Source organism: Phenylobacterium sp. (assembly GCF_036723115.1).
Classification (GTDB): domain Bacteria; phylum Pseudomonadota; class Alphaproteobacteria; order Caulobacterales; family Caulobacteraceae; genus Phenylobacterium.
The window spans coordinates 1-9,041 of the sequence record NZ_DAIMHV010000108.1; the positions used below are offsets into that span (position 1 = coordinate 1).

10 protein-coding genes are annotated in these 9,041 nt (G+C 69.4%); 6 read left to right on the forward strand and 4 right to left on the reverse strand.

Annotated elements, in window-relative coordinates; translation table 11 throughout:
* Together V7D28_RS11195 and V7D28_RS11200 are read left to right on the forward strand one after the other, a co-directional pair.
* The coding region (locus V7D28_RS11195) for an acyl-CoA dehydrogenase family protein (protein ID WP_333587466.1) at nucleotides 1–695 on the forward strand (695 nt) is incomplete at its 5' end.
* The gene (locus tag V7D28_RS11200) at nucleotides 695–961 is read left to right on the forward strand and encodes a DUF3253 domain-containing protein (protein ID WP_333587467.1); all 267 of its coding nucleotides are present in this window, start codon (nucleotides 695–697) and stop codon (nucleotides 959–961) included. The genes V7D28_RS11195 and V7D28_RS11200, both read left to right, overlap by 1 nt.
* A gap of 14 nt (nucleotides 962–975) precedes the next feature.
* On the opposite strand, the gene V7D28_RS11205 is transcribed toward V7D28_RS11200, so the two are convergent.
* Nucleotides 976–2,415 carry a methyl-accepting chemotaxis protein gene (locus V7D28_RS11205; protein ID WP_333587468.1) on the reverse strand — a complete coding sequence of 480 codons (1,440 nt, stop codon included), beginning with the start codon at nucleotides 2,413–2,415 and terminating at the stop codon, nucleotides 976–978.
* A gap of 90 nt (nucleotides 2,416–2,505) precedes the next feature.
* On the opposite strand from V7D28_RS11205, the gene V7D28_RS11210 reads away from it, so the two are divergent.
* From V7D28_RS11210 to V7D28_RS11220, 3 genes are read left to right on the forward strand one after another with little or no spacing between them, the layout of a single operon-like run.
* Nucleotides 2,506–3,090 carry a uracil-DNA glycosylase family protein gene (locus V7D28_RS11210; RefSeq protein WP_333587469.1) on the forward strand — a complete coding sequence of 195 codons (585 nt, stop codon included), beginning with the start codon at nucleotides 2,506–2,508 and terminating at the stop codon, nucleotides 3,088–3,090.
* Nucleotides 3,087–4,133, forward strand: a complete 1,047-nt coding sequence (locus tag V7D28_RS11215) for an alpha/beta hydrolase (protein WP_333587470.1) — start codon at nucleotides 3,087–3,089, stop codon at nucleotides 4,131–4,133. Before V7D28_RS11210 ends, V7D28_RS11215 begins: the two co-directional genes overlap by 4 nt.
* Nucleotides 4,134–4,190: 57 nt before the next feature.
* The gene (locus V7D28_RS11220; RefSeq protein ID WP_333587471.1) at nucleotides 4,191–5,267 is read left to right on the forward strand and encodes a Leu/Phe/Val dehydrogenase; all 1,077 of its coding nucleotides are present in this window, start codon (nucleotides 4,191–4,193) and stop codon (nucleotides 5,265–5,267) included.
* 7 nt (nucleotides 5,268–5,274) lie between these two features.
* Here the strand turns inward: V7D28_RS11220 and V7D28_RS11225 are convergent, their stop codons facing one another.
* The 3 genes from V7D28_RS11225 to V7D28_RS11235 form a co-directional block, all read right to left on the reverse strand.
* Entirely contained in the window at nucleotides 5,275–6,615 is a 1,341-nt protein-coding gene (locus V7D28_RS11225; RefSeq protein WP_333587472.1) for an MFS transporter, read from the reverse strand.
* A 144-nt stretch (nucleotides 6,616–6,759) separates the two neighbouring features.
* Complete coding sequence (locus tag V7D28_RS11230; protein ID WP_333587473.1) at nucleotides 6,760–7,638, reverse strand: transglutaminase family protein; 879 nt, start codon at nucleotides 7,636–7,638, stop codon at nucleotides 6,760–6,762.
* A gap of 86 nt (nucleotides 7,639–7,724) precedes the next feature.
* Nucleotides 7,725–8,804: a helix-turn-helix transcriptional regulator gene (locus V7D28_RS11235; RefSeq protein ID WP_333587474.1), complete on the reverse strand. Its 1,080-nt coding sequence runs from the start codon at nucleotides 8,802–8,804 to the stop codon at nucleotides 7,725–7,727.
* A 126-nt stretch (nucleotides 8,805–8,930) separates the two neighbouring features.
* Between V7D28_RS11235 and V7D28_RS11240 the strand changes: the two genes are divergently transcribed.
* Nucleotides 8,931–9,041 (forward strand): hypothetical protein (locus V7D28_RS11240; protein ID WP_333587475.1); only part of this gene is annotated, 111 nt, incomplete at its 3' end.

Here is a 9,041-nt window from a genome sequence, read left to right on the forward strand (position 1 = left end):
CCAAGCGCTACATCACCAACGCCAACAAGGCCGACCTCTTCACGGTGATGGCCCGCACCGATCCCAACAAGCCCGGCGGCGGCGGCGTTTCGGCCTTCCTCGTGCCCCGCGATCTGCCGGGCCTGTCGGTGGGCAAGCCTGAGAAGAAGATGGGCCAGCAGGGCGCCCATGTCTGCGACGTGGTCTTCGACAATGTGCGGGTGCCGGCGGAAAACCGCCTGGGCGCGGAGGGCGAGGGCTTCAAGGTGGCCATGCAGGTCCTCGACCGCGGCCGGCTGCACATCTCGGCCGTCTGCGTCGGCGTGGCCGAGCGGCTGATCGCCGACTGCGTGGCCTATGCCAGCGAGCGCAAGCAGTTCGGCCAGGCCATCAGCCAGTTCCAGCTGGTCCAGGGGATGATCGCCGACTCCAAGACCGAGGCCCTGGCGGCCAAGGCGCTGACCATGGAGACCGCCCGCAAGCGCGACGCCGGCCAGAGCGTGACCATGGAGGCGGCCGCCGCCAAGTACTTCGCCTCGGAGATGGTGGGCCGGGTGGCCGACCGGGCGGTGCAGATCTTCGGCGGCGCGGGCTATATCGCCGAATACGGGATCGAGCGCTTCTATCGCGACGTGCGCATCTTCCGGATCTATGAGGGCACCAGCCAGATTCAGCAGGTGGTCATCGCCCGCGAAACCCTGAAGCGCGGCGGATGATGTCTGATCCCATTGAGACCGTGATCCTCGACCTGCTCGGCCCCTTGGCGCCCGGCAAGTCGATCTCGCCGGAGGAGGCGGCTCGGGCCGCCGATCCCGAAGGCTGGCGTCGCACCATGCCCAAGGTGCGCGCCGTGGCGATCGGCATGGCCAGGGACGGCCGGCTGGTGATCACCCGCCACGGCAAGCCCGCCGACCCCAACCGCTTCAAGGGCGTCTATCGCCTTCGCCTGCCCCTGGAGGGCGACGCCCCGCCTGCGGGCTGAGCGTCAGATTTCCATCAGGCCCGGCCGCCGGCCAGGGCCGCCAGGCGGGCCTGCTGGGCGTGGACGGGATGGGTCGAGCGCCCCGACAGCTGGAAGCGGTTCACCGAGTCCGAGAGCGACGCCGCATGCTGGTCCAGGGTGCGGGTGGCGGCGTTGGCCTCCTCCACCATGGCCGCGTTCTGCTGGGTGACCTTGTCCATCTCGTTGATGGCGGTGTTGACCTCGGCCAGGCCCACCGACTGCTGTTCGGCTGAGGCGGCGATATCGGAGATGACGTCGGAAATCTCCACCACCTTCACGACGATGCCGCTGAGCGCCTCGCCGGTCTGGCCCACCAGTTCGACGCCGCTCTGCACCTGACGGCCCGACGCCTCGATCAGGCCCTTGATCTCCTTGGCGGCGTCGGCCGAGCGCTGGGCGAGCGCCCGCACCTCGGAGGCGACCACGGCGAAGCCGCGACCCGATTCCCCGGCCCGGGCGGCCTCCACCCCGGCGTTGAGCGCCAGCAGGTTGGTCTGGAAGGCGATCTCATCGATGACGCCGATGATCTTGCTGATTTCCTGGGCGGAGGTTGCGATCTCGCCCATGGCGGCCACGGCCTGGTCCACCACATCGCCACTGCGCTTGGCCTCGGTCTGGGCCGAGGCCACCGATCCCCGCGCCTGACCGACGCCAGCAGCGGTGCGCCGCACGGTGGCGGTGATTTCGTCCAGGGCTGCGGCGGTCTCTTGCAGGCTGGCGGCCTGTCGCTCGGTGCGCTGGGACAGATCGTCCACCGCCGTGGCGATCTCCCGCGAGCCCGAACGGATCTCGCCCGCGGCGATAGCGATGGAGCCGATGGCCGTTTCCAGCTGGCCGATGGCGGCGTTGAAGTCGGCCTGCAGCTGGCGGTACTCCGGCGCCACCTCGGCCAGCATCCGCGCTGACAGGTCCCCCCGGGCCAGCTTGGAGAGCTCCTTGGCCATGGCTTCCACCAGGGCCTTCTGGTCACGCCCGGCCTGTTCAAAGGCCGCTTCTGTGGCGGCCAGGCGCCGGTCGAGTTCACCGCGCGAGGCTTCGGCCTCGGCCTCCAGCCGGGCGCGGGCCTCGGCGTTCTCGCGGAACACGACGACCGAGGCGGCCATGTCGCCGATCTCGTCGCGCCGTTCGGCGCCCGGGATGGACTCGACGCTCTGGCCCGCCGCCAGGCGCCGCATGGTGGCCGACATGCGCGACAGGGCGGTGATCACCAGGCCTTCGAAATAGAGGGCGCCGACCACCACGCCGACCACCGTGCCCACCCCGATGGCCAGGCTGACCATGGTGGCGAGGTTCAGGATGCGCGCGGCCTCCTCGCCGCCGCCGGCCTCGGCCACCATATGGAGCAGGGTGATGTTCAGGCCGGCCAGGGCCAGCATCGCCACCATCCCCAGGGCCCAGGAAAGGCGCATCCGCCCCTTGATCGTCTTCAGCATCGCCGGACTCACCGCTTGGTCGTCAACGTCCTCCGCGTCGCCTGACCCAAGCAGGCGAACACATCGGGCTTTCAGCCGCTATATGTCCGCATGACCCTGGAAACAGTCTTAACGGAGATTGCACAATGCCGCGCCTGCGCGGGCGAGTTGTCGCATGCGCCGCGCCCGGTGGTGCGGGTGCGCCGAGAGACCCGCCTGCTGATTTGCGGCCAGGCGCCGGGCAGGCTGGTGCATGAGACCGGCCTGCCGTTCAACGATCCTTCTGGCGTCCGCCTGCGCAAGTGGCTCGGGATCGATGCGGAGACCTTCTATGGCGACCCGGCCATCGGCGTGGCGGCCATGGCCTTCTGTTTTCCAGGGACGAATCCCAAGGGCGGCGACTTCCCTCCGCCGCCCCGGTGCGCCGAGCTTTGGCGCCCCAGGCTTCTGTCCCATCTGCCGAATGTGGAGCTGACCCTGCTGGTGGGCTCATACGCTCAGGCCTGGGCGTTGGGCGCCCGCCGCAAGGCCACCATGGGCGAGACGGTGCGCGCCTGGCGGGACTATCTGCCCGCCCTGTTGCCCCTGCCGCATCCATCCTGGCGAAACACCGCCTGGCTGAAGCGCAATCCCTGGTTCGAGGCGGAGGTGACGCCCTATCTTCGCCAGAGGGTTCGGGAAATCCTTGGCCGATGATACGCGCTTCCGTCTTCGCCCTGATCGCCAGCCTGCTGGCGGCCTGCACGCCCCTGGTGACCCAGACCTCCATGACGCCGCCGCCCAGCTTCGCCGGCCCGCACATCCAGGCTGACCGCTTCGTCTCCTTTGACGGCGCGGCCCTGGGCCTCACGGTCTGGCCGGCCGAGACGGGCGAGCCGGAGGTGGTGCTGGTGGCCCTGCACGGCATGAACGACTACGCCAACGCCTTCCACCTGGCCGCGCCGCACTGGGCCAGGCAGGGGATCACCACCTACGCCTATGACCAGCGCGGCTTCGGCCGCTCGCCCAACCGGGGGGTCTGGCCGCGCGAAGAGGTGCTGCTGGAAGACCTGCGCACCCTGGTGGCCCTGGTCCGCCAGCGGCATCCGCACGCCTATGTCGCGGTGGCCGGGGAGAGCATGGGCGGGGCGGTGGCGATCCGCGCCTTCGCCTCGCAGCACCCGCCGCAGGCTCATCGCCTGGTGCTGCTCTCGCCGGCGGTCTGGGGCTGGTCCACCCAGCCTCTGCCCTACAAGACCCTGCTCTGGTTCGCCGCCCACATGACCGGGGCCAAGGTCTATACGCCCCCCGACTGGGTCACCGACCGCGTTAAACCCACCGACAATGTGGAGGAGATGCGGGCCATGGGCGCCGACCGTCTGATGATCTGGGGCGCGCGCTCCGACGCCCTGTTCGGGCTGGTGGAACTCATGGAGGGCGCCTGGCGCGATATCGGCCGGTTGCAGGTCCCGGTGCTCTATCTCTACGGGGCCAATGACGAGATCATCCCTCAGCGACCGGCCTTCCGGGCCGCCGCCCGGCTGAAGCCGCAGGATCGCAGCGCCTATTATGACCAGGGCTGGCACCTGCTGACCCGCGACCTGCAGCGCCAGACGGTGATCGCCGATGTGGCGGCCTTCCTGAAGGCGCCGGAGGCGCCGCTGCCCTCGGGCGCGCCGCCCATCCCCACCGCCCCGGGCGCCGAGGGCTGGCCGGACGAGACCTCGTCCGACGCCGGGCGGGAAACGGCGGGCTTGTGAGCGCGCCTTGGTAGGGCTAGAGGCCGGCCATCCCTTCCTGGCGGCGAGCCCGAACCCATGACGCTTTTCGATTCCCCCGACTTCGAGGGCCATGAGGCCGTTCACGCCTTTTCCGACGCCGCCACCGGACTGAAGTGCATCATCGCGGTGCACTCCACCGCGCGCGGTCCGGCGGCCGGGGGCTGCCGCATGTGGCCCTTCGCCAGCGCCGAAGACGCCCTGCAGGACGCCCTGCGCCTGTCGCGGGCCATGTCCTACAAGAACGCCATGGCCGATCTCGACCTGGGCGGCGGCAAGGCGGTGATCATCGGCGACTCCCGCACCCAGAAGACGCCGGCCCTGTTCGAGGCCTTCGGCCGGGCCGTCGAGGCGGTGGGGGGCGCCTATTGGACCGCCGAGGATGTGGGGGTTTCCCCCGCCGACCTGATGTACGCCCGTCGGCAGACCCGCTATGTGGCGGGCCTGGAGGGCCACCCGGCCGCCTCGGGGGATCCCAGCCCGGTGACCGCCGAAGGGGTGTTTCGGGGCGTCAGCCTGTGCGTGCGGCGCAAGCTCGGGACCGACCTGAAGGGCGTCACTGTGGCGCTGCAGGGCGTCGGCCATGTGGGCGCCTATCTGGCCGACAAGCTGCACGCCGCCGGCGCGCGCCTGGTGATCACCGACGTGAACGCCGAGGCGCTCCAGGCTGTCGCCGCCCGCACCGGCGCCCAGGTGGTGGCGCCCGACGAGATCTTCGACGTGGACGCCGAGGTCTTCGCGCCCTGCGCCCTGGGCGGGGCGGTGAGCGCCGAGACCCTGCCGCGGCTGCGGGCCCAGATCATCGCGGGCGGGGCCAACAACCAGCTCGCCGATCCCATGGTGGGCCAGACCCTGTTCGACCTCGGCCTGCTCTATGCGCCGGACTATGTGATCAACGGTGGCGGCATCATCAATGTGGCGGGCGAGATCCGCGCCCTGGACGCCGGCGAGGCCTTTGACCCGGCCTGGGTGGAAGGCAAGCTCTCCGGTCTGATGCAGACCCTTGAGGCCGTCCTCGACCGGTCGCTGGCCGAAGGACGGCCCACCCACGAGGTGGCCGGCGAAATGGCCCGCGAGCGCATCGCCCGCGGGCGCCAGGCTATGGCCGCCCAGTAGGGACGGCTCAGCCCGCCCGATCCTTCCGCGGTTCGCGCACCAGGAAGATCAGCATCAGGAGACCCGCCGCCAGGAAGGCGATGGAGGTCCCAAACACGCTCGTATAGCCCAGGGTGGCGGCCATGATCCCGCCCACCAGGGGGCCGGCCGAGGCCATGATGCCCTCGGCCGTCGAGGAGAATGCGATCCGCATGGGCAGGTCGTCGCGCGATCCGAACTCCAGGATCATGGTCTGGGCGCTCATCATATAGCCCGACTGGGCCGCCCCCAGGCCGAAGAAGGCGATGAAGATGGCCGAGACCTCGTGCACGTTCATGAGCAGCACGGTCGAGGCGATCCAGATGACCAGCGAGCTCAGCAGCACCAGGCGGAAGCCGGTCTTGTCCCCCAGATAGCCCCAGGCCAGGTTTGCCAGGGTGTCGGCGCCCAGAAAGGCCAGGGACAACAGCCCGATATTGGCGCCGGTGAGCTCGATCGTGGAGGCGGCGTAAAGGATGTAGAACGGCGTCGCCATGCGTCCGGTGATGGCCAGCATCTGGACGATCATGAAGAACATGAAGCCCCGGTCCTGGCTGATCAGCCGGGGAAAGTCCTTCAGTCGCTCGAAAAACGGCGTCTGCGCCCGGGTGGTGGGGGGCTCCGGCTCGATCATCAGGAACTGCAGCGCCCAAAGCCCGATGGTGGTCAGGATGGCGGCGAACATGAAGGTGGTGGCGTAGCCGTTGCCGAACAGGTCGGCCTCGACGAAGTACTTGCCCGCCACCCAGGCCAGGATGGCGGCGATCAGCCCGCCGGTGGCGTTGCGCCAGGCCTGCAGGCGGCCCCGCCGGCTGATGGGGATCACCTTGGCCATGAGGATGGAGAAGACCACCCTCTGGGTGCCCATGAAGAGGCCGAACAGGAACATGAAGAACAGGATGGCCACCACCAGGGGCTGGCCTGACAGGAACCAGCCCGCCAGCGCCATGCCGACGATCTGAACCCGCGCCAGCCCCCCCATCCAGACGGCGGCGGGCATGACGCGCTTGCGGTGTTCGATCTGGGTGGCGCCGAAGATGGGCGACAGGACCCCGCCCACCTGCTGCAGAGCCAGCCCCAGGCCGACGATGAAGCTCGACCCCGATATGGCGAACAGATAGGCCGGCAGGAAGGTCGGCGCGTTGACCAGTCGAAAGCCGGTCATGCCCAGCATGCCGTGCAGGTAGTGGGCGATATAGTTGCGCTTCAGGTTGGCCCAGACGAAGCTTTCGTACTCGGCTTCCCGTTCGGCCAGGCTCTTGCCGTCTTCGGCGGCATGGATCACGACCGTCTCGTCGACGGCCGGCGTTTCCTCTGTCGTCTTTTCCAAAAGCGTCCCGTCCGCGCGCGGGTCGCAAAGGGTCGCGCGGGCGGCTCCCCCTATTTTTGATCAGTTAAAACAATAGTTCCGTCCTAGCAGAGTCCGGCCCCATGCAAAGGGGATTTATCGACGGCCGCGCCAGTTCGGCGCGGGTCAGGCCGCCGCAGCGATGGGCGGGGCGAGGCGCACATCCACCGACACGGTCATTTGACTGGCGCCCGGATCCCCTGACAGGGTCCCGGAGATGGGCGCCGCCTCGGCCGGGGTGCGGCTGACGGCGACGGGGATCAGGGCCGCGGCCTCGGCCAGGCCGTTGGTAGGGTCGAACTCCATCCAGCCGAAGGCCGGCAGGAAGACCTCGCACCACGCATGGGTGGCGCCGGCGCCGCGCACGTCCTCAAGGCCTGGCGAATGCAGATAGCCGCTGACGAACCGCGCCGCGAAGCCCAGTCGACGCAGGCTTTCCACCATCAGCCAGGCGAAGTCGCGACAGGTCCCGCGGCCCAGGGCCAGGGTCTTGTCCGGCGACTGAACCCCCTCTTCGTAGCGGGCCTGGTAGTCGAAGCCCTGGTGGATGGTCCGGTTCAGTCGCAGGACATAGTCCAGCGCCGGCTCGCCCACGCCCGGGGCATGGCCGTGCAGCCAGCGCAGCAGGGCGCCCTCGGGATCCTCGGTGAGCGGCTCCAGATAGGGGGTCAGGACGGCGCGGTCGGCGGGGGGATAGACGATGGGGGTGGCCGTGTGCGGATCGTCGACCTCACGGGTCTCCAGAGGCGCGGGGAAGCGCTCGATCTCCAGGTCGCTGATCACCAGCAGTTCCGCGGCCGGCTCCAGGGGCTTGAGCTCGCAGACGCAGTTGCCATAGGCGTCATAGCGCCAGCGCGTCTCGCCGCGGGGCGAGAAGGTCAGGGCGCCGGTGACCACCCGCAGGGCATGACCGCCGCGGGGACGCAGCAGCAGGGCGTGAGGCCCGAACTCGACCTCCCGCTCGTAGGTGTAGCGCGTTTCGTGGCGGATGATCAGGCGGGACATGGGACCAGTCAGGGCAGGGGCGGCGACCAAACACGCCGCGTTCCTGATGGTTCCGGCCAGGGCCGCGCAGGGCCTAAGCTAAGGCCTCAGGCCGGGCCGAGGGCGGCCTGGGCCAGCAGGGCGGCCAGCTCCGCCTGACGGGAACACCCGGTCTTCTCCAGCACCCGGCGCAGCTGATTGCGGACGGTGTTGATGGAGACCGAACCTTGCAGGGCGAGGTCCTCCAGGGTCTGCCCTGCCGCCACGCCCTGGGCGATGCGCGCCTCGGCTGGCGTCAGGTCGAAGAGGCTGCGCATCAATTCCAAGGGCGGGGCGCGATCTAGCCTGACCGGGGTGAGCAGCAGGAGGGCGAGGCTCGGTCCGAAGATGTCGTGGGCGCTGCGGCGAACCGGGATCAGATGGGCCACCGCGGTCGGCTGATCGGCCTCGTCGCGCAAGGGGAAGGAGCCGGCGGCCTCGTCCGACCCGCCACTGACGCCAGCCAGGGCCCGGGTCAGCAGCGCCTGACCGCGCTTGTCGGCCAGGGCGATGCGTCCGCCGGCGGCGAACCGAACCAGGCTCGGCACGGACTGGACCTCGGCGTTGGCCTCGATAACGACGCCGTCCTCCGCCAGCAGCAGGGCGGGCAGGCGCAGGGCCGCCAGGGCGTCTCCCATGCCGCGGGCGCGCTCCAGACCCAGGCGGGCGCTCACCAGGGCGCTGCGGGCGAGGTGGGGGCGAAGGTCGTTCAGGGCCTCCACGTCCTGCCGCTCAAAGGGCCCGCGTTCGAAGGCGCGCTCCATGCTGAAGACGATGGAGTCGCCGGTGGGAACCTGCAGGCCGGTGCCGGCCGACCAGCCAAGGCCCCGGGGGCGGAAGAAGTCGCGATAGATCGGATCACCGTCGATCTGGTCGGCGCTCCAGAAGTCCTGCTCTACAAAGAAGGATGGCTGGCTCTGGCTCATCAGACAGGGCCGCCGCGGACAGCGCTGGAACCAGCCATCGGTGATATAGGCCTCGAAGACGTCGCGGATCGATCCCGACGCCGTCCAGCAGAGCGTCTTGCGGGCCGAGAACAGCAGGCCGCCCCGGGATTCGGTGCGCTGCGCCAGTTCGTCCAGAACCTCCGGCCATAGGTCCGGCGCGGCGGCGCACTCATAGATGCGGTCGATCAGGTCCTCGGTCACAGGCCCGTCCCTTGTGGAAAGGAAGCCCTCAAGCCTAACCGCACACGCCCCGCCGAGGCAGCCCCGATTTCATGGCGACCGCCCGGCTCAGCTTGCGGAACAAAAGAGGAACGATATGATAGCGGCATGGCCGTTCTCAATCTCAGGCAGAAGCTCTCCATCCTGGCCGATGCGGCCAAATATGACGCTTCGTGCGCGTCATCAGGCGCGAAGGGGCGCGACTCCCGGGGCGGGAAG

Bases quoted from the DNA above. Each gene is read 5' to 3' on its own strand.
- V7D28_RS11210 (WP_333587469.1), top strand. From the start codon at position 2,506: ATGACCCTGGAAACAGTCTTAACGGAGATTGCACAATGCCGCGCCTGC.
- V7D28_RS11205 (WP_333587468.1), bottom strand. From the start codon at position 2,415: ATGCTGAAGACGATCAAGGGGCGGATGCGCCTTTCCTGGGCCCTGGGG.
- V7D28_RS11200 (WP_333587467.1), top strand. From the start codon at position 695: ATGTCTGATCCCATTGAGACCGTGATCCTCGACCTGCTCGGCCCCTTG.
- V7D28_RS11230 (WP_333587473.1), bottom strand. From the start codon at position 7,638: ATGTCCCGCCTGATCATCCGCCACGAAACGCGCTACACCTACGAGCGG.
- V7D28_RS11220 (WP_333587471.1), top strand. From the start codon at position 4,191: ATGACGCTTTTCGATTCCCCCGACTTCGAGGGCCATGAGGCCGTTCAC.
- V7D28_RS11215 (WP_333587470.1), top strand. From the start codon at position 3,087: ATGATACGCGCTTCCGTCTTCGCCCTGATCGCCAGCCTGCTGGCGGCC.